Source organism: Brevundimonas bullata, from assembly GCF_014207965.1.
GTDB classification, from domain to species: domain Bacteria; phylum Pseudomonadota; class Alphaproteobacteria; order Caulobacterales; family Caulobacteraceae; genus Brevundimonas; species Brevundimonas bullata_A.
In genome coordinates this window covers 478,921-502,953 of the sequence record NZ_JACHLM010000001.1, presented here as the reverse complement: position 1 = coordinate 502,953, position 24,033 = coordinate 478,921, and the positions used below count along the sequence as shown (strand labels likewise).

Here is a 24,033-nt window from a genome sequence, read left to right as displayed (position 1 = left end):
GGCCAGGATGCGACGTTTCATCGGCCGGTTTCTTCGCGACGACAGCGGCGCCACCGCCATCGAATACGGCCTGATCTGCGCCCTGATCTTTCTGGTCATCATCGGGGCGGTCGGCGCCTTCGCCAGCCAGACAGACGTGATGTATGACAAGATCAGCACCGCGATCGGCGCCGCCGTCGACGGCGGCTGACTCGAGGCTTCAGGGCTCGCCCGTCTGTTCCCTGACGCCCAGCGCATCCGCCAGCCGCATCTTGGCTGAGCCGCGCGGCAAGGGCTTTTGCTGATCCTCGTGCGGGGCCCAGCCGGCCAGATGCACCATCTCGAAGGTCGCGGGGATGCGGCCGTCCGCCCCGGCGTGGCGTTCGGCGTAAAGCTGGGCCGCGCGCGCCAGCACGGCCCGGCTCAGCGGCCGGATCGGCCCCGCCAGCACATTGGTCTCGCCCATGGCCCGCAGGTCGCGCATCAGGGCGAAGGGATCATTATAGCGCACCGTCACCCGATCCACGTCGGTCACCGGCAGGGCGAACCCGGCGCGCTGCAACAGGGCCGCGCCGTCAAACCCGTCGGCGAAGGGTGAGACGCGCGCCTGCGCCCCGCCGTTGACCTCCAACTCGGCCTCGGTCAGGACGCCGCGCAACTCCTTCAGCGTCGCGGCGCCGAACAGGCTGGCCACGAACAGGCCGTCGGGCTTCAGCGCGCGCCGGATCTGGCTCAGGGCGCCGGGCAGGTCGTTGGCCCAGTGCAGGCCCAATAGGTTGACGATCAGATCGGCCGATCCGTCCTCCAGTCCCAGAGGCCCGGCGCCCGGCGCGGCGCGCTCGGGCGTCGAGCCCGCGACGCGGACCTTGCCCACGCGATCGCGGGCCGTGCTGTCGGCCAGGACGCGGGCGAAGACGCCGGGATGGGGCGACAGGTCGACGGGGGCCTGAAACTCGCGCAGGATCACCTCCAGACTGTTCACCGCATTCTCGGCGGCGCGCAGGTGCAGGAAGTCGGCGTCGGGGAAACGTCGGACGGCGCGGCTCAGGCGCGCGGCGCGGCGGGCGGCGTCGAAGATGATCGGGGGACCGGAGGAGGGGGCGCTCATGTCCGTTCAGGATGGGGGTTGGCGGACCGGATTGAAAGACGCGACGGCCCATATATCGCTGGGCGCGCGCGGCCAGGTGCGAGAATGGGCGCGCGGACTGCTGGACCTTTTGTTGCCGCCGATGGCCCACGACAGCCGCGAGGCCACGGCCTCGGCCGGCCTGTCGCCCGACGCCTGGAGCCGGGTGGCGTTCCTTGAGGCGCCTGTCTGCGACGGCTGCGGCGCGGCGTTCGAGTATGACGGCGGGGACTTCGCCTCCGACCGCTGTGTGGCCTGTCAGGTCCAGCCCTACGCCTTCGCCCGCGCCCGCGCGGCTTGCGTCTATGACGAGGCCTCACGCGGTCTGATCCTCAAGTTCAAGCACGGCGACCAGCAGCAGTTCGCCCCCCTGTTCGCCCGCTGGATCGCCCGCTCCGCCGCCGATGTCCTGGCCGAGGCCGACGCCGTGGTCCCTGTGCCCCTGCACCGGTCTCGACTGCTGGCCCGGCGCTTCAATCAGGCCGCCGAGATCGCCCGGCCCCTGGCCCGCACCGCCGGGCTCGACTATCTGCCCGACGCCCTCATCCGGGCGACCCCGACCGATAGCCAGGGGGGCAAGTCGGCGCGCGGGCGGCGTCTGAACGTGAAAAAGGCCTTCGCCGTCACCGAGGCCGGGCGTCGTCGGATCAAGGGGCGGCGCGTCCTTCTGGTCGATGACGTCCTGACCACGGGGGCCACGGCCGAGGCCTGCGCCCGCGTCCTTTTGTCCGCCGGAGCCCGTGCGGTGGACCTGGCGGTCATCGCGAGGGTGCGAACCGCGCGCGAACCGCCTAAGTAGGGGGTTAATCTGAGTATTGGAGACTCTGAGTTGGCCGAAGTCGTTATCTACACCAAGCCCGGTTGCCCCTATTGCACCGCCGCCATGGCTCTGTTGAAGCGCAAGGGCGTCGAATTTACGGAAATCGTCGCCTCGCGTGATCCCGAGATCAAGGCCGAGATGGTCGCCCGCGCCAACGGCAAGTCGACCTTCCCGCAGATCTTTGTCGGCGACAAACACGTGGGTGGCTCCGACGACATCCACGCCCTGGATGCGCGCGGCGGTCTCGACGCCCTGCTGGCGGCCTGATGGACGAGCGGCTCGACGTTGCGCTGATCCAGACGCGGACGCCGGCGACGGCGAGCGCGGGCTTGGCCCATGTCGAGCCGCTGATCCGCGAAGCGGCGGCGGGCGGTGCGAAACTGATCCTGACGCCCGAGGGGACGAACGTCCTCGAACAGCGCCGGGGTCTGCGCGACGCCGCCCTGTCCACCGAGGACGCCGACCCCGCCGTCCTCGGCCTGCGCGCTCTGGCCGACGAGCTCGGCGTCTGGCTGCTGATCGGCTCGGCCATTGTGCGCTCGGATGCGCCCGGCGACGACCGCGCCGCCAACCGCTCCCTGCTGGTTGATCCGACCGGGGCGGTGGTCGCCCGCTATGACAAGCTGCACGTCTTCGACGTCGATCTGCCGGGGGGCGAGACCTATCGCGAGAGCGCCTCGGTCCGGCCCGGCGTCGGCGCGACCGTGGCCGAAACGCCCTGGGGCCGGCTGGGTCTCAGCATCTGCTACGACGTGCGCTTCCCGCATCTGTATCGCGCTCTGGCCAAGACTGGCGCGACGATGATCGCGGTGCCCGCCGCCTTCACCCGCCCGACCGGCGAGGCCCACTGGGAGACCCTGTTGCGGGCCCGCGCCATCGAGACCGGGGCCTTCGTCATGGCCCCGGCCCAGGGCGGCGCGCACGAGGACGGCCGCCAGACCTGGGGTCGCTCCACCATTGTCGGCCCCTGGGGCGAGATCATCGCCAAGGCCGACCATGACGACCCGTGCGTGCTGCCTGCGACCCTGGACCTGAGCGCCGTCCAGCGCGCGCGACAGGCGGTCCCCTCCCTGCTGCACGACCGCGATTTCGACTGGCCGCAATGATCGGGCCGTCATGATCCGCTACGCCCTGTCCTGCGACCACGACCACGGCTTCGAGGCCTGGTTCGCCTCATCCTCCGACTATGACGATCAGGCCGCGCGCGGTCTGGTCGAATGCCCCTTCTGCGGCTCCACCGGGGTGCGCAAGCAGGTGATGGCTCCGGCCGTGGCGGGTACGAAGAAGGCCGCGCCCGCGCCGGACATGGCGAAGATGCAGGCCATGATGATGCAGGCGGCGCGCCAGGTGCGCGACCACGTCGAGCAGAATTTCGACTATGTCGGCGACGCCTTCGCCCGCGAGGCCCGCGACATCCACGAAGGCCGATCCGAGAAGCGCGAGATCTACGGCGAGGCCACCCCCGCCGACATCAAGAAGCTGAAGGACGACGGCGTATCCTGCGCCGCCCTGCCCAGTCTGCCGCCCGACCCGAAGAAGGCCAACTGAGCGGATGGGGCAGGGGGAGAGATACGAAGAGTTCGCGCCGCCGCCGAGCCTGCGCCCCTTCGTCCGCACCCTTTGGACCTATGCGGCGCCGGAGCCCTCGGGCGCGGTGCAGCGCATCGCCCCCGACGGCTGCCCCGAACTGGTGATCGACCTGGCCGCCCCCTACGAGGAGGCGGGCGAGGACGGCGTCTTCGGGCCCCAGCCGCCGGTCATCTTCGCCGGCCAGATGACCCGGCCCATGGCCATCCGCCCCGTCGGGCCGGTCGAGATCGTCGCCGCCCGCTTCGAGCCGGATGGCGCGCGGGATTTCCTCGGGAGCCCTCTGATTGAAGCGACCGACCGGCGTCTCGATCTGGTGGCGCGGCTGGCGGGTTTTTCCGCCCCGTCCGGCGATCCGGCGGGTCAGGCGGCAGCCCTGTCCGACTGGCTGGAGGGCCAGCGCCGCGCCGGAGGCTGGCGCATCGACCCCGCCGTCCGCGCCGAGGTCTCCGCCGCCGAACGCGAGACGGAAGCGCCGGCCCTGTCGCCCGCCGACCGCCGCGCCCAGCAACGCCGCTTTCGCGACCGGGTCGGCGTGGCCCCGCGCACCCTGCGGTCGGTCTTTCGCTTCCGCCGCGTCTTCGACCACGCCATGGGCCAGGACGCCGCTCCCTGGTTGGAGGCCGGGCTGGCCGCCGGCTATTTCGACCAGCCGCAGATGGCCCGCGACTTCCGCCGCTTCCTCGGCTGCACCGCCACCGAATGGGCGCGCGAACAGATGGAACTGGCCCGGCAACTGGCGTCGCAAAGCTACAAGCCGGACGGGTCGGACTGATCTAGGCTTCTTACCCAACCGAGGAGGGAGACCTTGATGTCGCTGCTGACCGCCCTGATGTCCGCCGCTCTGATGCAGACCCCATCACCTGCGTCTGGGCCCGCGCCCGACCTGTCGTGGCTGGCCGGCTACTGGCTGGACTGCTCCGGCGGGCGCGAGGCGTCTGAGACCTGGAGCGATCCGCGCCTGGGCCTGATCGTCGGCTCCGCCGTCACCGTGCGCAATGGCCGCAGCGGCTTCGAATCCGCCCATATCGGACCGGCTCCGGAAGGCGGCCTGGCCTACTTCGCACGGCCCGAAGGGGCAGCCGCCGTCCCCTTCCGGCTGATCGAAAGCGGCCCGCAGCGCGTGGTTTTCGCCAACCCCGCCAACGACTTTCCGCACCGCATCCTCTATCAACGCACGGGGGATGTGCTGGCCGCCCGCATCGAAGGGGCGGATGATGATGAGACCCGGAGTGCGGAATGGACATTCAACAAGGCGGAACTGAACGCCCGCTGTCCCAGCTAGCCTGGCGGCCGATGACGCCTAGCGATATCGACGGGGTCGTCGCGGTCGCCCGTCTGTCCTTCCCCGACCATTTCGAGGCGCGCGAGTGTTTCGCCGAGCGTCAGGCCCTGGCCCCCGAGGGCTGCTTCGTCCTGTCTGACGAAGCGGGAACCGTCATGGGCTATCTGATGGCCTATCCCTGGCGTCGGAATTCGGCCCCGCCGCTGGACAGCCTGATCGGCGCGGTTCCGAGCGACGCCGAGGTCATCTATCTGCATGATCTGGCGGTCCATCCCGACACGCGCGGCGGCGGCTACACGCGGCCCATCGTCGAGCGTCTGGCGGAGCAGTCGAAGGCGGCGGGCTGGCAGGAGATCGCCCTGGTCGCCGTCAACGAGGCGACGGGCTTCTGGGAGCGCAACGGCTTCGTCGTCCAGACCCCGCCCGGCATGGCCGAAAAGCTGGCCAGCTACGGCGACGACGCCCGCTACATGATCCGGACGCTCTAAGCGGAACCTTAAGCGGGCCTCGAGTCTTTCGGACCCCATGAGCTTCAAACGCACCCTTCCCCTCGTCCTGCTGGCCGGCGCCGCCCTGGCCCTGGGCGCCTGCGCCACCTTGCAACGCGGGCCGGTCGGCAACGCCGCCGTGCCGCAGCCCGCCAAGCCGGTGGACCTGGATCGCTATCTCGGCCGCTGGTACGAGCTGGCCCGCTACGAGGCCGGCTTCCAGAAGGACTGCGAGGCGGTGACGGCTGATTACAGCCTGCGCGACGACGGCCTGATCGGCGTGCTGAACCGCTGCCGTCAGGGCGCGGTCGACGGCCCCGTGAAACAGGCCGAGGCCCGCGCCAAGATCGTCGAAGGCAGCGACAACGCCAAGCTGAAGGTCTCCTTCTTCGGCCCCTTCTATGTCGGCGACTACTGGGTTCTGGACCACGCCGACGACTACAGCTGGTCCATCGTCGGCGAGCCCTCGGGCCGCTATCTCTGGCTCCTCAGCCGCGAGGCTCGCCCTGCGGCGGAAACCCGCCAGGCCTTGCGCAACCGGGTCCAGGCCCTGGGTTACGACCTGTCGCTGCTGCGCGAGACGCAGCACTAGGCTCCGTACTCAATAAGTCCTGGTCGTCAGGGGCGTGCTCTGATTCAAGGTTTCTGGAAGGGGACCTTGAATGCGGAAGCTCTACTGGCTGGATGACGAGGCTTGGGCGCGGATCGAGCCACACCTGCCTCGCGGACGTCGCGGTGCGCGACGGGTCGATGATCACCGGGTGATCTCCGGCATCGTCTACATGCTCCAGTCGGGCGGGCGCTGGCGCGACTGCCCGGCCGAGTACGGGCCGTACACAACGGTCTACAATCGCTTCAACCGGTGGAGCCGCCAAGGCGTCTGGCACGACATCTTTAAAGCCCTGACCGGCCACAGCGGCGTCTACTCCAGCGCCGCCATCGACTCGACCTCGGTCAAGGCTCACCGGTCGGCGGCGGGCGCTAAAGGGGGGCCTTCTTCCAGAGCATAGGCCGCTCCAGAGGCGGGCGGACGACCAAGATCCACGGACTGGTGGACGACCGAGGCAGGCCCCGCGTGCTGCTGCTAAGCGCCGGCAACACCAATGACATCACCATGGCCCACGCCCTGATCGAGGCCGCCGGGCCGTTTCGAAAGCTGCTGGCTGATCGCGGCTACGACGCCGATCACCTCAGGAAGCGTCTGGCCGAGCGCAACGCCGAAGCCGTCATCCCGACCACGACGTCGCGAAAACGCCCCATCCCCTACGACGTCGTCGCCTATCGTCAGCGCAACACCGTCGAGCGCCTCTGGGCCAGGCTCAAGGACTATCGCCGCGTCGCCACCCGCTACGACAAGCTCGCGACCAACTACCTCTCCGGCGTGCTCATCGCCGCCACCGTCTGTTACTGGGCCAAATGAGTCCGGACCCTAGAGGCAAGGCGCGGGGCGTCAGGCGTCCCGCGTCGCCATCATCATGTAGTTGATGCCCACGTCGTCGCCCTCGCTCCAGCGGTCGTTGAGCGGGTCATAGGCCAGCCCATAGGGGCCGGTGACGGTCAGGGGCTCGCCGTCCAGCATGGCGCGCAGCTCCTCGGGCTTGAGGAACTGGCGCCAGTCGTGGGTGCCGGCGGGGACCCAGCGCAGCACATATTCGGCGGCGACCTTGCCCAGCAGCAGGCCCTTCAGCGTGCGGTTCAGGGTGGCGACGATCATCAAGCCGCCGGGCTTGATCAGTTTCGAGCAGGCGCGGACGAAGGCTTCCGGATCGGCCACGTGCTCGATCACCTCCATGGTCAGAACCACGTCGAAGGGCCCCGCGCCCGCTTCGACCATCTGTTCGACCGTGGCGGCGCGATAGGTGATGTCGAGGCCCACCTGTTCGGCGTGGGCGCGGGCCGTGCCTATATTCTCGGACGAGGCGTCCAGGGCCGTGACCTCAAAGCCCATGCGCCGCATCGGCTCGGCGATCAGGCCGCCGCCGCAGCCGATGTCGATCAAGCTGAGACCGGCAAAGGGCGCGCGCGTCCGAACGTCGCGACCGAAATGTTCGGCGGCGCGGTCGCGGACGAATTTCAGCCGCGCCGGATTGAAGCGGTGCAGGGGCGCGAACGGCCCTTTCGGGTCCCACCACTCGGCCGCCTGGGCCGAGAAACGGGCCACATCGGCAGGATCGATGCTGGGCCCCTCGGCACGATCGGTTGCAAAGGGTGAAAAACCCTCTTCGCTTTGGGGTTTGCGCGGCTCAAGGCTGTCGTTAGAAGCGGACATGGTCGCAGGCATGAACCGCCTTGGCCGCCCATGCAAGCAGGGGACGAAACGGCACGATGACGCGGCCCGAAACGACACGACTGGTGATGAAGTTCGGGGGGACCTCCATGGGAGACCTCGAGCGTATTCGTCGTGCGGCGCGAATTATCGCCGCCGAGGCCGCAAAGGGCAAACAGATCGCCGTGGTGGTGTCCGCCATGGCCGGCAAGACCAATGAGCTGGTGGCCTGGACCGACGGCGCCGGGCCGGCGGCTGCGGGCCTGCCCCTGTCGGATGACGAATACGATGTGGTGGTCGCCTCGGGCGAGCAGGTGACGTCGGGCCTTCTGGCGCTGACGTTGCGCAACATGGGCCTGAATGCGCGCAGCTGGATGGGTTGGCAGATCCCGATCATCACCGACGACGCCCACGGCCGCGCCCGCATCGAGGACGTGCCGGGCGATGTCCTCGGCGCCGCCATCGACACGGGCCAGATCGCCATTGTCCCCGGCTTCCAGGGCGTGACCCGCGACGGCCGCATCACGACCCTGGGGCGCGGCGGTTCCGACACCTCGGCGGTGGCGGTGGCCGCAGCCCTGGGCGCGCCGTGCGACATCTACACCGATGTGGACGGCGTCTATACGACCGACCCCCGCATCGAGAGCCGCGCGCGGCGCCTGAGCAAGGTCTCCTACGAGGAGATGCTGGAAATGGCTTCTCTGGGGGCCAAGGTGCTGCAGACGCGCTCGGTCGAACTGGCCATGGCCAAGCAGGTCCCCGTGCGGGTCCTGTCCAGCTTTATCGAGCCGGATGAGAATGGAAACCTGCCGGAAGCCTCCGGCACCCTGATTTGCGATGAGGATGAGATCGTGGAAAAGCGCATCGTTTCCGGTGTGACCATGAGCCGGGACGAAGCCCGGATCACGCTGCTGGGTCTGGCGGACCGCACCGACGCCCCCGCCGACGTCTTCACGCGTCTGGCCGAGGCCAACGTCAATGTGGACATGATCGTGCAGAGCCAGGCCCGCACCGAGGGCGCGGTCAACCTGACCTTCACCACGGGACGCCGCGACGCCCAGCGCGCCGCCGAGATGATGTCGGCCGCCAAGGCCGAGATCGGCTTTGAAGAACTGCGCATCGACGCCGACGTGGCCAAGATCTCGGTCATCGGCGTGGGCATGCGCAGCCATGCCGGCGTGGCCCAGACCATGTTCCGGGCTCTGGCCGACAAGGGCGTGAAGTTCCAGGCCATCTCGACATCCGAGATCAAGATCAGCGTGTTGATCGAGGACGCCTATTCCGAACTGGCCGTTCGGGCGCTGCATTCGGCCTACGGGCTGGACGCGTTATAGGAAAACAAGGACGCCGCCCTATCTGGTGAGGCCAGCGGGGCGGCAAGGCGGGAGGCGACATGGTGAAGGGCGGATTGACGACGAGGGGGCCTCGCAACCTCCTGCGCCAGATCCGCGAAGCCATGGCCGGCGGCGGCCCGGCGCAGGAACGGCTGGACATGGTGGTGCGCACCATCGCCCAGTCCATGGTGGCCGAAGTCTGCTCCATCTATCTGCGCCGCGCCTCGGGCGAGCTGGAGCTGTTCGCCACCCAGGGTCTGAACCCCGAGGCCGTTCACAACACCCGCCTGAGGCCCGGCGAAGGCCTGGTCGGCGAGGTGGCCCGGCTGGCCCAGCCGATCAGCCTGTCGGACGCCCCGTCCCACCCCAGCTTCTCCTATCGCCCGGAAACCGGCGAAGACCCCTTCCACGCCTTCCTGGGCGCGCCCCTGCTGCGCGGCGGCCGGGCCATCGGGGTTCTGGTCGTCCAGAACCGCGCCGCCCGTCGCTATGACGAGGAAGAGGTCGAGGACATCCAGACCATCGCCATGGTCCTGGCCGAGACGGTCGCCTCCGGCGAGCTGCTGGCCCAGGACGAACTGCGCGACGTCGAGGTGGCCCCCCATCGCCCCGAACGGCTGAAGGGTCAGAAGTTCGCCGAAGGCCTGGCCTACGGCGTGGTTGTCCAGCACGAGGCGCCCCTGGCGCCTGAGCAGCTGCTGTCCGACGATCCGGTCGCGGAGGAAAAACGTCTGGCCCAGGCCCTGTCGGCGCTCAAGGCCGGCATCGACGTCATGCTGGAAGGCGGCAAGACCAAGCTGGGCGGGACCTCGTTCGAGGTGCTGGAAACCTATCGCATGTTCGCCGACGACCGGGGCTGGAACCGGTCGCTGGAGGAGGCGGTGCGCTCGGGCCTGACCGCCGAGGCCGCCGTCGACCGCGTCCGCAACGAACACCGCGCCCGTTTCGCCAGTGCCCGCGACCCCTATATCCGCGAGCGCCTGCACGACTTCGAGGACCTGGCCAACCGTCTGCTGCGGGTGCTGGCGGGCGACAATCCCGGCCATCGCGACCTGCCCGACGACGCCATTCTGGTGGCCAGAAACCTCGGCCCCGCCGACCTGCTGGAATATCCGCGCCACAAGCTGCGCGGCCTGTTGCTGGAGGAAGGCTCTGCCGCCAGCCACGCCGCCATCGTCGCCCGCGCCCTGCAAATTCCCTGCGTCGGGCGTCTGCAAGGCCTGCGTGACCGCCTGTCCGAAGGCGATCAGGTCATCGTCGATGGCGAAACGGGCGAGGCCTATCTGCGCCCCCGCCCCGACATGCTGGCGGCGGTGCAGTCGCGCATGGTCGTGCGGGCGCAGCGCCGGGCCGAGTTCGACCTGCTGCGCGACACCCCCGCCGTCACCAAGGACGGCACGCGCATCACCGTCCTGACCAACGCCGGTCTGGCCGTGGATCTGGAAAATCTGGACACAACGGGGGCTGAGGGCATCGGCCTGTTCCGCACCGAGTTCCAGTTCATGGTCTCGGACGAGTTGCCGCGTCTGGACGCGCAGACCGCGCTCTACAAGCTGGTGCTGGACGCGGCGGGCGACCGGCCGGTCACCTTCCGCACCCTGGACATCGGCGGCGACAAGGTCCTGCCCTATCTGGACAATGAGCGGGAAGAGAACCCGGCCCTGGGGCGCCGCGCCATCCGTCTGGGCCTGGACCGTCCAGCCCTGCTTCGGATGCAGATCCGCGCCCTGTTGACCGCCGCCGCCGGGCGCGAGCTGCGCGTCATGTTCCCCATGATCGCCACGGTGGACGAGTTCCGCGCCGCGCGCGAACTGGTCGATGTCGAGTGCGACTGGGCGCGGCGTCGCGGGCGGCCCCTGCCGTCCCTGCTGCGCGTCGGGGCCATGGTCGAATGCCCCAGCCTGCTGTGGCACCTGGACGCCCTGCTGCCGCTGACCGACTTCGTGTCGATCGGCACCAACGACCTGTTGCAGTACATGTTCGCCGCCGACCGGACCAATCCCCTGGTCTCGGATCGCTATGATCCCCTGTCGCCCCCGGCCCTGCGCGCTCTGGCCGAGATCCAGCAGAAGTGCGCCGACAGCGCCACCCCGGTCTCGGTCTGCGGCGAACTGGCCGGGCGTCCGCTGGAAGCCTTCGCCCTGATCACCCTGGGCTACACCCGCCTGTCGGCGCCCGCCGGCGGGGTGGGGCCGGTCAAGCGGATGATCCTGTCGGCGGACCTGCCCGCCGCCCGTCGCGGCATGAATGTCCTGCTCGGCTCCTCGGCCGGATCAGTGCGCGGCGAGATCGAGTCCCTGGCGCGCAAGCTGAACGTCATCGTCTGATCCAAGCGGGGCCGCTTTCCCGCGTTGCCCGCAGCACAGCCCTCGTCTAAGCGAGGGGGAGGGCGTGTTCGCGCCCGCACCAACGGAACCCCGCATGGATCAGGATCGGCAAGACGCGCCGTCCCTCGAGGACGCCGAGACGCTGGGCGAGGCCCTGCGCGCGGCCCGTCTCGCCTCGGGCCGCTCCATGGCCCAGCTGTCGACCATGACGCGGGTGCATCCGCGCTATCTGACGGCGCTGGAGCAGAACGAGTTCTCGGTCCTGCCGTCGCGCATCTTCTCCATGGGCTATGTCCGCGCCTATGCCGGGGCGCTGGGTCTGGACGAACTGACCGCCGTCGAGCGCTTCAAGCGCGAGTTCCCGGACGCCGCCGTGCCGCTTCAGGCCCCGACCGGCGCCGCCCTGCAGCAGATGCGCGGCACCTCGCCCAAGGTCCTGGCCGCCCTGGGCGTGCTGATCCTGGCCGTGGTGGGCTGGAACGTCTTCCAGCGCGTCGTCCGCATCGAGCCGCCGCACCCGTCTGATCTGGTCGCCGTGCCCAAGGACTGGGCCAAGGCGGCCGACGCCGAGGTCGATAAGGCCCTGTATCTGGGCGCGCCGCGCGCCGCCCCGCCGGATCAAACCACCCCCGCCCTCTACATTACGCCGGGTCTGGAGGCTCAGCTGACGGGCGTCGACCCCGATGATCCCAACGCCGTGGTGGCGCCGGCGCCGCCGGTGCAGGCCGCCTTCAACCCGCGCGGCCCCGTCTATGGAGCCGCGGCCATTTCCTCGCAGGTCATTCTTCAGGCCAAGAAGCCGGCCACTTTGGTCGTGCGTCAGGGCGACGGTCGCATCCTGTTTGCGCGTCAGCTGGCGGCTGGCGAGGCCTGGCGCGCGCCGCCCAATGTCTCGGCCACGGTGGACGTGTCGGACCCTGCGGCCTTCGACGTCTATCTGAACGGCGAGCACAGCGGGGCCTTGCCGGCGCCCGCATCGCCGCTGGGTCAGCTGAACGCCCGCGCCCAGGCCGACGCCCGCCAGTCCGAGGCCCGCGCCGCCGCCGCCGCCGAGGTTCAGGCCCGCGCCCGCGCCGCCCAGGCCGCCGCCGCCCTCGCGGCTGCGCCGGCGCCGGTCGCCCCGCCGCCCGCCGCCCAGGCGCCGCCCCCCGCGGGATGAATCGTCGCGGACCCCGGCTGATGTCGTGGTTTTGCCGTCGTTCCTCGCCTATGTTCCGCGCGACATGAGCAGTTCCGAATTCGGCCACATCCGTCCCTGGCGCCACATCGAGCGCCGCAAGAGCCGCCAGATCATGGTCGGCTCCGTCGCTGTCGGCGGCGACGCCCCGATCAGCGTCCAGTCGATGACCAATACGCCGACGACCGATGCGGCGGCGACGCTGGAGCAGATCCGTCAGCTGGAAGAGGCCGGGGCCGACATCGTCCGCGTCTCCTGCCCCGATGAGGAGTCGACGGCGGCCTTCAGGACCATCGCGCGTGAGGCCCGCGTGCCGCTCGTGGCCGACATCCACTTCCACTACAAACGCGGCATCGAGGCGGCCCAGGCGGGCGCCGCCTGCCTGCGCATCAACCCCGGCAACATCGGCTCCATCGACCGGGTCAAGGAGGTCGTCCAGGCCGCCCGCGACCACGGCTGCTCCATGCGCATCGGCGTCAACGCCGGGTCTCTGGAAAAGGAGCTGCTGGAGAAGTACGGCGAGCCCTGTCCCGACGCTATGGTCGAGAGCGCCCTGAACCACGCCCGCATCCTGCAGGACTTGGACTTCCACGAGTTCAAGATCTCGGTGAAGGCGTCGGACCCCTTCCTGACGGTCGCCGCCTATCAGCAGCTGGCCGAGGCCATCGACTGCCCGCTGCACCTGGGCGTGACCGAGGCCGGGCCGCTTCGTACCGGCACGATCAAGTCGGCCATCGGCATGGGGAACATGCTGTGGGCCGGGATCGGCGACACCATCCGCGTCTCGCTGGCCGCCGATCCAGTGGAAGAGATCAAGGTCGGCTTCGACATCCTGAAATCCCTGGGTCTGCGCCACCGGGGGGTGAACATCATCGCCTGTCCGTCATGCGCCCGTCAGGGCTTCAACGTCATCGAGACGGTAGCCATTCTGGAAGAGAAGCTGGCCCACGTCTCGACGGCCATGTCGCTGTCGATCATCGGCTGCGTCGTCAACGGCCCGGGCGAGGCCCTCTATACCGACGTCGGCTTCACCGGCGGCGGCAAGGGCGCGGGCATGGTCTATATGAACGGCAAGATCGCCGGCAAACAGGCCAATGACGGCATGATCGACCACATCGTCGACCTGGTCGAAGCCAAGGCCGCCGAACTGGACGCCGCCCGCGCCGCAACCGCCGTCCTGAACGCCGCCGAGTAGCCATGAAGCTCTACAGCACCACCCCGTCGCCCTTCGCCCGCAAGGTCCGCATCGTCGCCCATGAGAAGGGGCTGTCCGACCGGATCGAGGAGATCGCGGTCGATCCCTACGCCAATGCGCCGGAACTGCTGGCGACCAATCCGGTGGTCCAGGCGCCGACCCTGATCGCCGAGGACGGCCTGCCGCTGACCGACAGTCCGGTCATCTGCCAGTACCTCGACGCCATCGGCTCCGGCCCGCGTCTGCTGCCCGCCGAGGGCGCGGAATGGCTGCGGGTCAAGCGTCTGGAGACCCTGGCCAACGCCACGCTGGAGATGGGCGTCAAGCTGGTGCTGGAGAAGCGCCGCCCCGAGGCCGAGCGCTCGCCGTCGTGGATGTCCCGCTGGACCTTCAACATGGGCCGAGCGCTGGACGCGCTCGAAGCCGCCGCGCCCGACGCCGGGGACTTCGACATGGGCGTGCTGAGCGCCGGGATCGCCGTCAGCTGGATCAGCTTCCGCCACCCCGACTATGACTGGAAGACGGGCCGACCCAACTTGGTCGCGCTTCAGGCCGCGCTGGAGCAGCGTCCCAGCTTCCAGGCGACTGTTCCCGTCTGAGCCGTTCAGCTTTTCAGGCGCCGCCCCGTTAATCCGCTCATCCCGGCGGACGCCGGGATCCAGTGAGAGCCCAAGGCTCCCCGAAGAAATGGTGCTTCGTTCCAGCGTCGAGGTCGGGGCCAAAGCACTGGGTCCCGGCGTCCGTCGGGATGAGCGGCATGGTGGTTATCGCCCGAACAGGCCCGCCAGTTGCGCGCCCTGGAAGGCGGCGAGGAAGAGCAGCAGACCGCCGACCGCATAGGCCAGGACCTTGCGCGGCACCTTCTTGACGATCAGCCCGGCGAAGGGCGCGGCGATCAGCCCGCCGACGACCAGTCCGCCGACCGCGGCGGCGTGGTTCTCCAGCGCACCGGCCTCTTCCCAGTGGCCCGTGACGATGGCCCAGACGAAGGTGGCGGATACGGCGACCGTCAAGAAGAACTCGGCGGTGTTGACCGTGCCGATGGCCTTGCGGGGGTCATGCCCGGCGCCGACCATGGTCGAGGACACCGTAGGACCCCAGCCGCCCCCGCCGATGGCGTCGAGGAAGCCGCCGACCACGCCGATGGGGGCGGTGATCCAGGCGGGCAGGTGGCGATGCGGCACGTCATGCCCGGCTCGCCACAGGATCCAGACCCCGATCAGGGCCAGATAGGCGATGATGAAGGGTTTGATGACATCGCCGTCGATCCCGGTCAGGACATAGGCCCCCAGCACCCCGCCGATGACGCCCGCGATGGCCAGCGGCAGAAAGAGGCGCCACTCGACATTCCTGTGCCAGGCGTGGCTGCCGGCTGAGGCGGCGGTGGTGAAGACTTCGGCGGCGTGGACGCTGGCCGAGGCCATGGCCGGGGGCACGCCCAGGGCCAGCAGCACCGAGGACGAGATGACGCCATAGGCCATGCCCAGGGCGCCATCGATCGCCTGGGCCAGAACGCCTACCAGCAGAAACAGGAAAAAGGTGTCCATTCAGCCCTCTGGCCGCATCAGGCGCATCCCCCGCTCGGCTTGGCAATGGCCTTGAAGCCTCAGCGTCTCGGCTCCAGTCGCGCGATGGCGTCCAGCACGTCGCGGCCGGTGTAGGGCTTGATGACCATGGCGGCGGCCAGTTCGGCGTTGGCGGCGGCGGCGCTGACATCACCGGACAGGAAGATGACCGGCACGCCCCAGCGCGCCTTCAGGCTGCGGGCCAGGTCGGCGCCGGTGGCCTCGCCCGACAGGTTGATGTCCAGCAGGGCCACGTCGATGGGGTGGAGCGCGGTCGCGGCCTCGGCGGCCTCGGCGCTGTGGAAGGGGCCGACGACGCGGTGTCCGGCGGCGTCCAGCGCCTCGGTCAGGGCGGCGGCGGCCTCGGCGTCATCCTCGACCAGCAGGACGGTCAGGGGCTCGACGGTCGGCGCGGCGGCGGGCGTTTCAGCCGGCGCCTGCCGCACCAGGACGGCGCGCACATAGGGCCATAGCTCGGCGGCTGGGCGGTCAGCGTCCAGGTCGAAAATCTTGGCCAGGGCCTTCAGTTCGGTCTCGGCCTCCGTAGAAATCGTGGCGTCCGAACGCTCCAGCAAGCCGTCGTAGAGGGCGCAAAGCCGCGCCACATTGGCGTCCGCGCCAGCGGTCGAATCCGCGTTTCCATCGAACATGCCCGTCTCCTGTCTTGTTTCAGCCCCGGTGGAGCTAGGGGTTTTGCACCTGCGAAGGAACCGGCCTGACGGGCTTGTGACGGCTGTTCACAATCGCTCCATCTGCGCGTGTTCCGGCCTTTTCATCGACAGGGGGCGGTCCGACGGGTAAGGCTCCGCGCTCGAATTTCCCTTCAAAGGACGCTCCCTTGCGACTGCCCCAGGCCCGGCTCGATCAGGTGCTCGACCGCTTCCACCAGGTGGAGGCGCGCATGGGCGCGGCCTCGGACGGCGCCGAGATCGTGCGCCTGTCGAAAGAATATGCCGAGCTGAAGCCGGTGGCCGAGGCGGTGCAGACCCTGGCCCGCGCCCGCGCCGAGGTCGAGGACCTGCAGGCCATGGCCTCGGACCCCGAAATGGCCGCCATGGCCGCCGACGAACTGGACGCCCTGAACGCGCGCCTGCCGGATCTGGAGCGCGAGGTCGCCCTGCTGCTGGCCCCTCGCGACGCCGACGAAAACGCCTCGGCGGTGCTGGAAGTGCGCGCCGGCACCGGCGGGGACGAGGCGGCCATATTCGCCGGCGACCTGTTCCGCATGTATTCACGCTACGCCCAGTCGCGCGGCTGGCGCGTCGAGGTCGACAGCCTGACCGAGGGCGACGCGGGCGGCTACAAGGAAATCATCGCCACCGTCACCGGCGAGGGCGTGTTCGGCCGACTGAAGTTCGAGAGCGGCGTCCACCGGGTGCAGCGCGTGCCGGCGACCGAGTCCCAGGGCCGCATCCACACCTCGGCGGCCACGGTGGCGGTCCTGCCCGAGGTCGAGGACGTCGAGATCGAGATCCACGACAAGGACATCCGCATCGACACCTATCGGTCGTCGGGCAGCGGCGGCCAGCACGTCAACACGACCGATTCCGCCGTGCGCATCACCCACCTGCCCACCGGCATCATGGTGACCTCGTCCGAGAAGTCTCAGCACGTCAATCGCGACAAGGCGATGAAGAACCTGCGCGTGCGCCTGTACGACATGCAGCGTCAGGCCAAGGACCTGGCCCGGTCCGATACGCGCAAGTCCCAGGTCGGCTCGGGCGACCGCTCCGAGCGCATCCGCACCTACAACTATCCGCAAGGCCGGGTCAGCGATCACCGCATCAACCTGACCCTGCACAGCCTGCCCCAGATCATGGAAGGCGACATCGACCCCCTGCTGAACGCCCTGATCGCCGAGGATCAGGCCGCCCGCCTCGCCGATCTGGAAGCCGAGTTCAGCTAGGCGTCAGCGACGCCGGATGCGCCGCTTCAGCAGGCGGTCGCCCAGGGCCTCGGCGTATTTCAGGGTGAAGGCCAGGGCCGCCGGATTGCCCCGGCGCGGCCCGACCGAATCCGCCATCACCGCCCCGCGCTCGCCGAGCGGCAGGGGCTCGCCCACGGTGGTGTCCAGCGCGGTCTGATGCTCGATCTCGGCGTTCAGCCGGGCGCCCATCAGGATCACCTGCACCGAAATCCATGTCCACAGCAGGAAGCCCATGGCCGCCGCCAGCGGACCATAGGAATCGGTGCGCACGAAGTTGCCCAGGAACCAGCTGAACAGGAAGGACACCAGCAGGCTCAGCGCCGCCGCGAACAGGGCCCCCGGCGTCAGCCAGCGCCAGCGCGCCCGCGCCCGGCACGGTCCCATGCGGTAGATCAACGCCAGGGCGGCGACATAGCCGAAGTAGAGCAGGGGCCAGCGCAGGGGCGCCAGGTGGGCCCATTCCTCTTCCAGCCCGAACACCGCCAGCACCACCGGCACGCCGACCACCAGACCCGAACTGATGAGAACCGCCAGCAGGCCGGAGACCGTAAAGCCCATGCACATCAGGTTGTAGGTGATGATGTTGCGCCGCTCGACCTCGTGATAGGCGAGGTTCAGGCCATAGAAGAGGGTCTTCACCCCGCCGTTGGCCGCCAGCAGCGACAAGGCCAGGGTCCAGACCAGGGTGAAGGTCAGCTCGCCGGTCGAACCGCTCGCCAGCCGCTGCATTTCCGCGCCCAGGAACTGGGCCACGTTCGACGGCAGCACCTCATAGAGGAAGCTCAGCTGGCTCCAGGCGTCGGCCGGATCGGCGAACAGGCCGTAGATGGTGACGAAGGCGCCGAGCGTCGGAAACAGGGCCAGCAGCATGAAGAAGGTCACGCCCCCGGCGACGAAGCCGACCCGGTCGCCGAAATAGCCCATGCCTGTGCGCCAGGCGATGTCGACCCAGCCCTTGCGCGGAATATGCAGCGGATGCGGGGCCAGCCGCCCGCGGCCGGGTTCATCGGCGTCGTAGTCCTCGGGCGCCGGATCGCGCGGGGGCAGGGGCTCGGGCCGTTTGGGCCTCAGTTCGACGCCGTACTTGTGGCCCTGGGTATAGAGCAGGTGCGCCGCCGTGGCCCCGGCGGCCAAGCCGCCCGCCGCCGCGCCCAGATAGCGCCAGATCGCGCCGCCGTTTCCGCGTCGCCCGCGCCGACGGGGCGTCCGTTTCAGAAGGTTGTGCATCCCCATCCGCTCCTCAACGGTCACGCTCGATCTGCGTTCCGTCTTGAAATCGCCCGCTGCAAGCGCCAATCAGCGATCATGTCCGAAAACGCCCCCGCCGCCCCGACCCTGCTCACCGCCTGGAAAGGCGCGCAAGCCCAGTTGAAAGCCGCCGGCATCGACAGCCCGTCGATCGACGCACGCCTGTTGCTGGAGGCGTCGACCGGCGTGGGCCGCGTCGACATTCTGAACGATCCCTATCGCGTTCTCGACGCCGACAAGTTCGCCGCCTTCGAGGCCATGGTCGAACGCCGCCTGAAGCGCGAGCCGGTGTCGCGCATCCTGGGCAAGAAGGGCTTCTGGAAGATCATGCTGAACGTCACCCCCGACGTGCTCAGCCCGCGCCCGGACACCGAGACCCTGCTGGACGTCATCGTCCGCGCCTTCCCGCCGCAGCGGGCCTTTGACTTCATCGACCTGGGCACCGGCTCGGGCGCCATCCTGCTGGCCACCCTGGTCGAGCGCCCCGGCGCGCGCGGCGTCGGCACCGACATTTCGACCGAGGCCATCGCCGTGGCGCGTGAGAACGCCGCCAACCTGGACCTGGACGGCCGCTGCACCTTCATGCGCACCGAATGGGCTGCCGGCTTTGCTGACGACAGCTTCGACCTGGTGGTGTCCAACCCGCCCTATATCCCGACGGGCGACATCGCTGGTCTGGACCCGGAGGTCCGCGACCACGACCCGCATCTGGCGCTGGACGGCGGTCCCGACGGGCTTCAGCCCTATCGCGACCTGGCCCCCGAGATCGCCCGCATCCTGCGCCCTGAAGGCGTCTTCGCCGTCGAGATCGGCTGGGATCAGGGGGCGGCGGTCAAGGCCCTGTTCGAGGCCGCCGGCTTCACCGGGGTCAAGGTGGTCAAGGACCTGGGCGACCGTGACCGCGTCGTCACCAATGGGCCCGACCCGCGCGTCGATCCCATCCCGGAAGCGTGACGGGAGGCCGCGCAGGCCCTGCAATAAAACCCTTGGAAACCGCTTCGCCGCGCGCTAAGTCGTTTCTTGTCTCCCACTCATACGCATCCTTTTCGAGCCGGTTTGCTCGCTCAAGCGCGTCTGGGCCAGTGACGGTCGGGCCGGGTTGGCCCGGCGGACCACGGGGCGACGATTAGTTTTCCGAGCACATCGATACGGGGATTGGCCCCGACCGAACGGAACGACGAACTGGGTCCTGCCCGTCCTTAACCGACGGCGGCCCGCACCAGCACGGTAAGCTCCGATGAGAGATTTCAAGGGCATGAAGCGTCAGCGCGGACGCAACCGGAAGCCCGGTAGCGGCGGCGGCAACAACGCCAACGCCACCAATCCGAACCGGTCGTGGGACTCGCAAGGCCCCGAGAACATCAAGGTCCGCGGCAACGCCCAGACCGTCTATGAACGCTATATGCAGCTGGCGCGCGACGCCTCGGCCGCCGGCGACCGGGTGCTCGCCGAAAACTACACCCAGCACGCCGAACACTATTTCCGCGTCCTGCGCGCCTTGCAGCCGCAGCGTCCGGTCAGCGAGATCGCCCAGCGCGAACTGGCTGGTCAGGGCTTCGACATCGACTTCGAAGACGAGTCGGGCGCCCAGGCCGCCGCCATCATCGCCGCCGCCCAGGCCGAACAGCAGAAGCTCGACGATGAGGCTCGCCGCCAGGCCGAGCGCGCCGAACGCGACGCCAACCGCGACCGGGACTACAACAACCGCGACAACCGTGATCGCGACAACCGAGACCGTGACAACAATCGCGACCGGGATCGTGAATCGCGCGAGCCCCGTGAAGCCCGCGAGCCGCGTGCTGACGACCGCGAACCCCGCGCCGAGGGCGAGAACCGCGAGGGCGGCCGCCGCGAGACCCGCCGCGAACGCTGGGAGCGTCGCCGCGAGGAACGCAACCGTCGCTTCGAGGCCGGCGAGGCCACGCCCGAGGACGAAGCCCGCGCTCTGTCCGAGGCTGAGTACGTCCCCGAGGCTGGTTCGGACGAAGCGGCTCCGGTCGCCGAGGCCGCAGAGGCCGACGCCCGTCCTGCTCGCGCCCCGCGCCGCCCGCGCGCCGAACGCGCGCCGGTCGCCGACGCTCCCGCCGATGCCGAAGTCAGCGACGGCATGGGCCTGCCCGGCTTCCTGACCCGCCCGACCGCTCCGTCCTCGGACGAGACGGACACGGCGGAAGAGGCTCCCGCGCCCAAGCGCCGCGCCCCGCGTCGCAAGGTCGAACCGGCGGCCGACGAAGGCTGATCGGGTGCGTGCAACTTTAGCGCGCATATTTACATAGCTGCAATCTATCCGCGTCATTCTCGAGTCATCGGGAGGACGCGCGATGGTACTCGTTCTGGTGGTGGTCGCCTTTGCCTTGTCGGGCTGTTGGGCAGGGTTGCGACTAGCGATGAAGGCCCGGCGCGAGGTTGCCCTCTTGCGGCGGGTCAACGCCACGCTCGAAGCCCGCGCCGAACAGCGGGCGCGTGATCTGGAAACCGCCCTGGCCGTCGCCGAAGGCCAGGCGGCCCAGGTCGAGGCGGCGCATCGCGCCAAGACCGAGTTCCTGGCCAGCATGAGCCACGAACTGCGCACCCCCCTCAACGCCGTCATCGGGTTTTCCGACCTGATGCGGATCAATGAGGCGCTGGAGCCGCTGAGCCACCGCCAGCATCAGGCCGTCGAACAGATCCGGGCCGCCGGCGCCCGGCTGCTGACCCTGGTCGACGAGGTGCTGAACCTGGCTGACATCGAGGGGGGGCGTCTGACGCTGGAGGTCGAGCGGGTCGATCCCCTGCTGATCGCGCGTCAGGTCTGCGAGACCTTGCGCCCCACGGCGCAGACGGCCGGGGTGGACCTGCGTGAGCCGCCGCCGGTGGCCGGTCTGGCCGCCCTCGCCGACCGCGAGCGCCTGCGTCAGGTGCTGACCGCCCTGATCGGCAACGCCGTCAAATACAACCGCCCCGGCGGCGCGGTCCTGATCGAGGCGCATCAGTCGTCCGAGGGCGTCAGTCTCAGCGTCCACGACACCGGCCCCGGCCTGCCGGCCGCCCGCATGGACGACCTGTTCCAACCCTTCAACCGTCTGGGCCGCGAAGCCTCCGATGTGGCGGGCGCGGGTCTCGGTCTGGCCGTGGCGCGGCGGCTGATCCAGGCCATGGGCGGCCGACTGGAGGCCGAGAGCCGAGAAGGCGAGGGCACCGTCTTCACCGTCCACCTGCCGCTCGCCGTGGCCCAGCCCCGCCTCGTCGCCGCTTCGCCAGTGCCGAAAATGGACCTGCCTGAGGCGACGCTGCTCTATGTCGAGGACAACCCCTCCAACATCGCCCTGATGCGGCATGTGATCACGGCTCTGGGGCGGATTCAGCTGCACGTGGCTGAGACGGGACCGGAAGGGCTGGCCCTGGCCCGCGACCTGAGGCCCGACGTCGTCATCCTCGACATCAATCTCCCGGGCATGGACGGGTTCGAGGTCAAGGCGCGGCTGGCCGAGGATCCCTTGACGCGCGGTTTGCCGGTCCTGGCCCTGTCAGCCAGGGCCACCCCCGCCGACATGCGGCGCGGACGCGAGGCGGGCTTTGCCGAATACCTGACCAAGCCCCTGCACATTCCCGCCCTGGTCGAGGCCCTGTCGCGGGCGCTGACGCCTGACATCGCGACCCGGACAGCCGGAGCCGGCGCCGCCTGACGCGCCTGGCGTAACGGCGAGCCTTCGCCTCGGGCTTGACGCGAGGCGTCGAGAGGGCTTCCTAGGCGGGGAGGGGCTTTGCGACCCTGTGCTAGGGAGAGCCCATGTCACGATCGTCGGCCGGCATTTTGCGTTTCAAGGCGAAGGTCTCCCGCGCCCTGATCCCAGGCGCGCTTTTATCAAGCATGCTGGCGGCCTGTGCGACCACGCCGCCTCCACCGCCTCCACCGCCTCCGCCGCCAGCCCCGAACGCCCCGAACGGCGTGGTTTTGAGCGACTGGCGCGGCGTCATCACCGCCGCCGACCGCGACCGCTATCAGCGTCGCGACGCCGCCTGGACCCTGGCGCTGCAACAGGCGAAGCGTCAGCTCGGGTCGGGCGACCTCAACAGCCTGGGCGACCTGATCGACCCGGACGCCGCGCGACCCTCGGTGACGCCGCCGGTCGGGAACTACCGTTGCCGCACCGTCAAGCTGGGCTCTCAGGGCGGCGAGGGCGGGCTAGGCTATGTGGTTTACGGCTGGTTCGCCTGCCGCATCGAACAGACCCCGGCGGGCCTGAAGTTCAGCAAGCTGACCGGGTCGCAGCGGCCCAGCGGCCTGCTCTTCCCCGAGAACGACCGTCAGATGGTCTTCCTCGGCTCCATGGCCCTGGCCTCTGAACCCGCCGCCCGCTCCTATGGTCTGCGGCCAGAGCGCGACATGGTCGCCGTGGTCGAACGCATCGGCGAACGCCGCTGGCGCATGGTCATCCCCTGGCCGGCGAACGAGTCCAATCTGGATCTGATCGAACTGGTCCCGGCGTCGGCGCGCCGCTGACCGGAACCCAGCCCGGCTGATACTCCGGGTGGCGACGCCACCGCTTGATCAGGATGTTGCTATAGGTTCCCAGGGCCGGCAGCGGATCCAGCGGATCAAAGATGGCGTGGGCGCATTGCAGCGCATCGATCCCGATCTGCGTCAGCCGCCGCAGGGCAGCGCCCGGCGCGACCTGAGCGCGTTTCACCTGATTGATCAGCAGGGTCAGGTCGCCCTTGGTCCAGACGTAGCGCACCCCGCGCCGATAGACAGCCCAGGGATCGGCGGGCGCGGCGACCGGCTGGCCTGTGGCCAGCTTCAGTCCCCAGACGCTGTGCGGCAGGCCCGCGCATTCCGAAATCCGCCCCAGGCTGACGCGCGGATTGATCTCCATGAAGGTCACCTCGCCCGTCGTCGGGCAGACGATGAACTGGGCGCAGCCGGTCGAGGAATAGGCCAGGTGCGCGACCAGCTTCTCCACCCCTTCGCGCACCAGGGGGGTCGGGTCGACCGTCACGCCATAGGTGGTGTAGCCGGTGCCGTCGTACTCATGGGTGCGCGCGGCCTTGATCTCGACGGCGCCCAGAAGCCGTCCGCGATCGGCGCTGAAGATGACGCTGTGGCGCGGGCCGGCGACGTACTTCTGCACGATCAGCTCGGGGTGGATGTCCGGCCAGTGCGGCATGGCGTCGGCCAGCTGCGCCGCGTCGGCGATGATCAGGGCCTTGCGCCCGAACAGCTCGGCGTCGACCACGGCGGGCTTGACGATCAGGGGGTAGCCGATGGTCGCCGCCGCGGCCTGCAGCCCGGCCATGTCCTGCACCCGCCGATGGGGCGCCAGGGCGACGCCCAGGGTCTCGCACAGCGCGAACATCGCCGTCTTGTTCATGCAGGTCTCGACCGTCTCGGCTTCGGGCATGATCAGCCGCGCCCGCGCCTCGAACGCCGCCCGGTGACGGGTGATGAAGCGCGACCCCGCCTCGCTGACGGGCTGGATGACGTCGACCGGGTGGCGGTCCAGCCAGTTCAGGATGACCGGCAGGGCTTCGTCCGTCCCCGGCTCCAGCGGCGAATGGCGGAAGGCGCCGCTCACATGGCGCGACCATTCCAGATAGTTGCTGGACGTCGACACCCCGGCGAAGACCCGGTGGCCGGCCTGATTCAGGGCCTTGGCGACAGGGAAGGCCATGCGCGCGTCGCCGATCAGCATCACGCGCAAGGATGTCATTGAAGAACGGCGTTCGCTG

The 24,033-nt window shown here is 69.4% G+C and carries 26 protein-coding genes; 20 read left to right on the top strand and 6 right to left on the bottom strand.

The genetic code is table 11. The features are described 5' to 3' along the window. The first annotated feature begins 7 nt into the window (after positions 1–7). Positions 8–190: a Flp family type IVb pilin gene (locus HNP51_RS02495; RefSeq protein WP_184266732.1), complete on the top strand. Its 183-nt coding sequence runs from the start codon at positions 8–10 to the stop codon at positions 188–190. Between the two features lie 9 nt (positions 191–199). Here the strand turns inward: HNP51_RS02495 and HNP51_RS02490 are convergent, their stop codons facing one another. Continuing rightward, positions 200–1,087, bottom strand: a complete 888-nt coding sequence (locus tag HNP51_RS02490; protein ID WP_184266729.1) for a methyltransferase domain-containing protein — start codon at positions 1,085–1,087, stop codon at positions 200–202. Here HNP51_RS02490 and HNP51_RS02485 point away from each other — a divergent pair. The 9 genes from HNP51_RS02485 to HNP51_RS02445 all read left to right on the top strand — a co-directional run bounded on the left by HNP51_RS02485 (position 1,086) and on the right by HNP51_RS02445 (position 6,705). Beyond that, positions 1,086–1,904: a ComF family protein gene (locus HNP51_RS02485; RefSeq protein WP_184266726.1), complete on the top strand. Its 819-nt coding sequence runs from the start codon at positions 1,086–1,088 to the stop codon at positions 1,902–1,904. The two genes, HNP51_RS02490 and HNP51_RS02485, sit on opposite strands and share 2 nt — an antisense overlap. A 30-nt stretch (positions 1,905–1,934) precedes the next feature. Further along, on the top strand, positions 1,935–2,192 hold the full coding sequence (grxC, locus tag HNP51_RS02480) for a glutaredoxin 3 (protein WP_184266723.1): 258 nt from the start codon (positions 1,935–1,937) through the stop codon (positions 2,190–2,192). Beyond that, a complete protein-coding gene (locus HNP51_RS02475; RefSeq protein WP_184266720.1) occupies positions 2,192–3,031 on the top strand; it encodes a carbon-nitrogen hydrolase family protein in 840 nt (279 codons plus the stop codon). Before grxC ends, HNP51_RS02475 begins: the two co-directional genes overlap by 1 nt. Before the next feature lie 10 nt (positions 3,032–3,041). Further along, positions 3,042–3,473: a DUF1178 family protein gene (locus tag HNP51_RS02470; protein WP_184266717.1), complete on the top strand. Its 432-nt coding sequence runs from the start codon at positions 3,042–3,044 to the stop codon at positions 3,471–3,473. Between the two features lie 4 nt (positions 3,474–3,477). Next, a complete protein-coding gene (locus HNP51_RS02465; RefSeq protein ID WP_184266714.1) occupies positions 3,478–4,287 on the top strand; it encodes a helix-turn-helix domain-containing protein in 810 nt (269 codons plus the stop codon). Between the two features lie 36 nt (positions 4,288–4,323). Continuing rightward, positions 4,324–4,797: a DUF6265 family protein gene (locus HNP51_RS02460; RefSeq protein ID WP_184266711.1), complete on the top strand. Its 474-nt coding sequence runs from the start codon at positions 4,324–4,326 to the stop codon at positions 4,795–4,797. Next, on the top strand, positions 4,752–5,285 hold the full coding sequence (locus HNP51_RS02455; RefSeq protein WP_260398287.1) for a GNAT family N-acetyltransferase: 534 nt from the start codon (positions 4,752–4,754) through the stop codon (positions 5,283–5,285). The genes HNP51_RS02460 and HNP51_RS02455 overlap by 46 nt, the downstream gene beginning before the upstream one ends. A 37-nt stretch (positions 5,286–5,322) precedes the next feature. Beyond that, positions 5,323–5,877, top strand: a complete 555-nt coding sequence (locus HNP51_RS02450; RefSeq protein WP_184266708.1) for a lipocalin family protein — start codon at positions 5,323–5,325, stop codon at positions 5,875–5,877. A 70-nt stretch (positions 5,878–5,947) separates the two neighbouring features. Then, a protein-coding gene (locus HNP51_RS02445) for an IS5 family transposase (RefSeq protein ID WP_184266705.1) occupies positions 5,948–6,705 on the top strand; the annotation gives its coding sequence in 2 pieces (ribosomal slippage) (positions 5,948–6,284 and positions 6,284–6,705; 759 coding nt in all). A 30-nt stretch (positions 6,706–6,735) separates the two neighbouring features. Here HNP51_RS02445 and ubiG read toward each other — a convergent pair. Continuing rightward, positions 6,736–7,554 (bottom strand): bifunctional 2-polyprenyl-6-hydroxyphenol methylase/3-demethylubiquinol 3-O-methyltransferase UbiG, encoded by an 819-nt coding sequence (gene ubiG, locus HNP51_RS02440; RefSeq protein ID WP_184266702.1) that lies wholly within the window; start codon positions 7,552–7,554, stop codon positions 6,736–6,738. Positions 7,555–7,610: 56 nt separating this feature from the next. Between ubiG and HNP51_RS02435 the strand changes: the two genes are divergently transcribed. The 5 genes from HNP51_RS02435 to HNP51_RS02415 all read left to right on the top strand — a co-directional run bounded on the left by HNP51_RS02435 (position 7,611) and on the right by HNP51_RS02415 (position 14,183). Continuing rightward, positions 7,611–8,885 (top strand): aspartate kinase, encoded by a 1,275-nt coding sequence (locus tag HNP51_RS02435; RefSeq protein WP_184266699.1) that lies wholly within the window; start codon positions 7,611–7,613, stop codon positions 8,883–8,885. Positions 8,886–8,944: 59 nt separating this feature from the next. Further along, positions 8,945–11,212 carry a phosphoenolpyruvate--protein phosphotransferase gene (ptsP, locus tag HNP51_RS02430; RefSeq protein ID WP_184266695.1) on the top strand — a complete coding sequence of 756 codons (2,268 nt, stop codon included), beginning with the start codon at positions 8,945–8,947 and terminating at the stop codon, positions 11,210–11,212. A 94-nt stretch (positions 11,213–11,306) separates the two neighbouring features. After that, positions 11,307–12,371 (top strand): helix-turn-helix domain-containing protein, encoded by a 1,065-nt coding sequence (locus HNP51_RS02425; RefSeq protein ID WP_184266692.1) that lies wholly within the window; start codon positions 11,307–11,309, stop codon positions 12,369–12,371. A 64-nt stretch (positions 12,372–12,435) separates the two neighbouring features. Next, positions 12,436–13,584, top strand: a complete 1,149-nt coding sequence (ispG, locus tag HNP51_RS02420) for a flavodoxin-dependent (E)-4-hydroxy-3-methylbut-2-enyl-diphosphate synthase (RefSeq protein WP_184266689.1) — start codon at positions 12,436–12,438, stop codon at positions 13,582–13,584. A 2-nt stretch (positions 13,585–13,586) separates the two neighbouring features. After that, the gene (locus HNP51_RS02415; protein WP_184266686.1) at positions 13,587–14,183 is read left to right on the top strand and encodes a glutathione S-transferase N-terminal domain-containing protein; all 597 of its coding nucleotides are present in this window, start codon (positions 13,587–13,589) and stop codon (positions 14,181–14,183) included. A gap of 165 nt (positions 14,184–14,348) precedes the next feature. Here the strand turns inward: HNP51_RS02415 and HNP51_RS02410 are convergent, their stop codons facing one another. Both HNP51_RS02410 and HNP51_RS02405 read right to left on the bottom strand, forming a co-directional pair. Beyond that, the gene (locus HNP51_RS02410) at positions 14,349–15,131 is read right to left on the bottom strand and encodes a sulfite exporter TauE/SafE family protein (protein WP_184266683.1); all 783 of its coding nucleotides are present in this window, start codon (positions 15,129–15,131) and stop codon (positions 14,349–14,351) included. A gap of 59 nt (positions 15,132–15,190) precedes the next feature. Then, positions 15,191–15,799, bottom strand: a complete 609-nt coding sequence (locus tag HNP51_RS02405; RefSeq protein WP_184266680.1) for a response regulator — start codon at positions 15,797–15,799, stop codon at positions 15,191–15,193. Between the two features lie 188 nt (positions 15,800–15,987). On the opposite strand from HNP51_RS02405, the gene prfA reads away from it, so the two are divergent. Then, on the top strand, positions 15,988–17,055 hold the full coding sequence (gene prfA, locus HNP51_RS02400) for a peptide chain release factor 1 (protein WP_184266677.1): 1,068 nt from the start codon (positions 15,988–15,990) through the stop codon (positions 17,053–17,055). Positions 17,056–17,058: 3 nt separating this feature from the next. On the opposite strand, the gene HNP51_RS02395 is transcribed toward prfA, so the two are convergent. Then, positions 17,059–18,303: a YihY/virulence factor BrkB family protein gene (locus HNP51_RS02395; RefSeq protein WP_260398286.1), complete on the bottom strand. Its 1,245-nt coding sequence runs from the start codon at positions 18,301–18,303 to the stop codon at positions 17,059–17,061. A 78-nt stretch (positions 18,304–18,381) separates the two neighbouring features. On the opposite strand from HNP51_RS02395, the gene prmC reads away from it, so the two are divergent. From prmC to HNP51_RS02375, 4 genes are all read left to right on the top strand, one after another. Next, positions 18,382–19,278 carry a peptide chain release factor N(5)-glutamine methyltransferase gene (gene prmC, locus HNP51_RS02390; protein ID WP_184266674.1) on the top strand — a complete coding sequence of 299 codons (897 nt, stop codon included), beginning with the start codon at positions 18,382–18,384 and terminating at the stop codon, positions 19,276–19,278. A gap of 301 nt (positions 19,279–19,579) precedes the next feature. Further along, positions 19,580–20,563, top strand: coding sequence for a DUF4167 domain-containing protein (locus HNP51_RS02385; RefSeq protein WP_260400757.1), 984 nt, complete (start codon positions 19,580–19,582; stop codon positions 20,561–20,563). An 82-nt stretch (positions 20,564–20,645) separates the two neighbouring features. Continuing rightward, positions 20,646–21,989, top strand: a complete 1,344-nt coding sequence (locus HNP51_RS02380; RefSeq protein WP_184266668.1) for an ATP-binding protein — start codon at positions 20,646–20,648, stop codon at positions 21,987–21,989. 263 nt (positions 21,990–22,252) lie between these two features. Then, positions 22,253–22,807, top strand: a complete 555-nt coding sequence (locus HNP51_RS02375; protein WP_409360095.1) for a DUF4893 domain-containing protein — start codon at positions 22,253–22,255, stop codon at positions 22,805–22,807. Here the strand turns inward: HNP51_RS02375 and HNP51_RS02370 are convergent. Next, positions 22,737–24,014 carry a hypothetical protein gene (locus HNP51_RS02370; protein ID WP_221415696.1) on the bottom strand — a complete coding sequence of 426 codons (1,278 nt, stop codon included), beginning with the start codon at positions 24,012–24,014 and terminating at the stop codon, positions 22,737–22,739. The two genes, HNP51_RS02375 and HNP51_RS02370, sit on opposite strands and share 71 nt — an antisense overlap. Between the last annotated feature and the right edge of the window lie 19 nt (positions 24,015–24,033).

Bases quoted from the DNA above. Each gene is read 5' to 3' on its own strand.
- HNP51_RS02495 (WP_184266732.1), top strand. From the start codon at position 8: ATGCGACGTTTCATCGGCCGGTTTCTTCGCGACGACAGCGGCGCCACC.
- HNP51_RS02485 (WP_184266726.1), top strand. From the start codon at position 1,086: ATGTCCGTTCAGGATGGGGGTTGGCGGACCGGATTGAAAGACGCGACG.
- HNP51_RS02490 (WP_184266729.1), bottom strand. From the start codon at position 1,087: ATGAGCGCCCCCTCCTCCGGTCCCCCGATCATCTTCGACGCCGCCCGC.
- HNP51_RS02475 (WP_184266720.1), top strand. From the start codon at position 2,192: ATGGACGAGCGGCTCGACGTTGCGCTGATCCAGACGCGGACGCCGGCG.
- HNP51_RS02470 (WP_184266717.1), top strand. From the start codon at position 3,042: ATGATCCGCTACGCCCTGTCCTGCGACCACGACCACGGCTTCGAGGCC.
- HNP51_RS02465 (WP_184266714.1), top strand. From the start codon at position 3,478: ATGGGGCAGGGGGAGAGATACGAAGAGTTCGCGCCGCCGCCGAGCCTG.
- HNP51_RS02460 (WP_184266711.1), top strand. From the start codon at position 4,324: ATGTCGCTGCTGACCGCCCTGATGTCCGCCGCTCTGATGCAGACCCCA.
- HNP51_RS02455 (WP_260398287.1), top strand. From the start codon at position 4,752: ATGGACATTCAACAAGGCGGAACTGAACGCCCGCTGTCCCAGCTAGCC.
- HNP51_RS02450 (WP_184266708.1), top strand. From the start codon at position 5,323: ATGAGCTTCAAACGCACCCTTCCCCTCGTCCTGCTGGCCGGCGCCGCC.
- ubiG (WP_184266702.1), bottom strand. From the start codon at position 7,554: ATGTCCGCTTCTAACGACAGCCTTGAGCCGCGCAAACCCCAAAGCGAA.
- HNP51_RS02435 (WP_184266699.1), top strand. From the start codon at position 7,611: ATGACGCGGCCCGAAACGACACGACTGGTGATGAAGTTCGGGGGGACC.
- ptsP (WP_184266695.1), top strand. From the start codon at position 8,945: ATGGTGAAGGGCGGATTGACGACGAGGGGGCCTCGCAACCTCCTGCGC.
- HNP51_RS02425 (WP_184266692.1), top strand. From the start codon at position 11,307: ATGGATCAGGATCGGCAAGACGCGCCGTCCCTCGAGGACGCCGAGACG.
- ispG (WP_184266689.1), top strand. From the start codon at position 12,436: ATGAGCAGTTCCGAATTCGGCCACATCCGTCCCTGGCGCCACATCGAG.
- HNP51_RS02415 (WP_184266686.1), top strand. From the start codon at position 13,587: ATGAAGCTCTACAGCACCACCCCGTCGCCCTTCGCCCGCAAGGTCCGC.
- HNP51_RS02410 (WP_184266683.1), bottom strand. From the start codon at position 15,131: ATGGACACCTTTTTCCTGTTTCTGCTGGTAGGCGTTCTGGCCCAGGCG.
- HNP51_RS02405 (WP_184266680.1), bottom strand. From the start codon at position 15,799: ATGTTCGATGGAAACGCGGATTCGACCGCTGGCGCGGACGCCAATGTG.
- HNP51_RS02395 (WP_260398286.1), bottom strand. From the start codon at position 18,303: ATGCACAACCTTCTGAAACGGACGCCCCGTCGGCGCGGGCGACGCGGA.
- prmC (WP_184266674.1), top strand. From the start codon at position 18,382: ATGTCCGAAAACGCCCCCGCCGCCCCGACCCTGCTCACCGCCTGGAAA.
- HNP51_RS02385 (WP_260400757.1), top strand. From the start codon at position 19,580: ATGAAGCGTCAGCGCGGACGCAACCGGAAGCCCGGTAGCGGCGGCGGC.
- HNP51_RS02380 (WP_184266668.1), top strand. From the start codon at position 20,646: ATGGTACTCGTTCTGGTGGTGGTCGCCTTTGCCTTGTCGGGCTGTTGG.
- HNP51_RS02370 (WP_221415696.1), bottom strand. From the start codon at position 24,014: ATGACATCCTTGCGCGTGATGCTGATCGGCGACGCGCGCATGGCCTTC.